Raw genomic sequence first — 303 nt, forward strand, 5'->3', positions numbered from 1 at the left:
CCCCCAACGGTGGTTCGGGGACTTCGGGGACTTCGGGGACTTCGGGGACTTCGGGGACTTCGGGGACTTCCGGCACTTCCGGTACGTCGGGTACTTCCGGAACCTCGGGCACTTCCGGTACCTCGGGTACTTCCGGTACCTCGGGTACTTCCGGTACATCGGGTACTTCCGGCACATCGGGTACTTCCGGCACTTCGGGTACTTCCGGTACCTCGGGTACTTCCGGTACTTCGGGGACTTCCGGCACTTCCGGCACGTCGGGCACTTCCGGTACGTCGGGCACTTCCGGTACGTCGGGCACTT

The 303-nt window shown here is 64.0% G+C and carries 1 pseudogene; it reads left to right on the forward strand.

Features of this window, described 5'->3' with window-relative positions:
* Positions 1 to 303, forward strand: a pseudogene (locus tag DIE21_RS36990) (hypothetical protein); the annotation flags it as partial.

The organism is Burkholderia sp. Bp9140, from assembly GCF_003853425.1.
GTDB lineage: Bacteria > Pseudomonadota > Gammaproteobacteria > Burkholderiales > Burkholderiaceae > Burkholderia.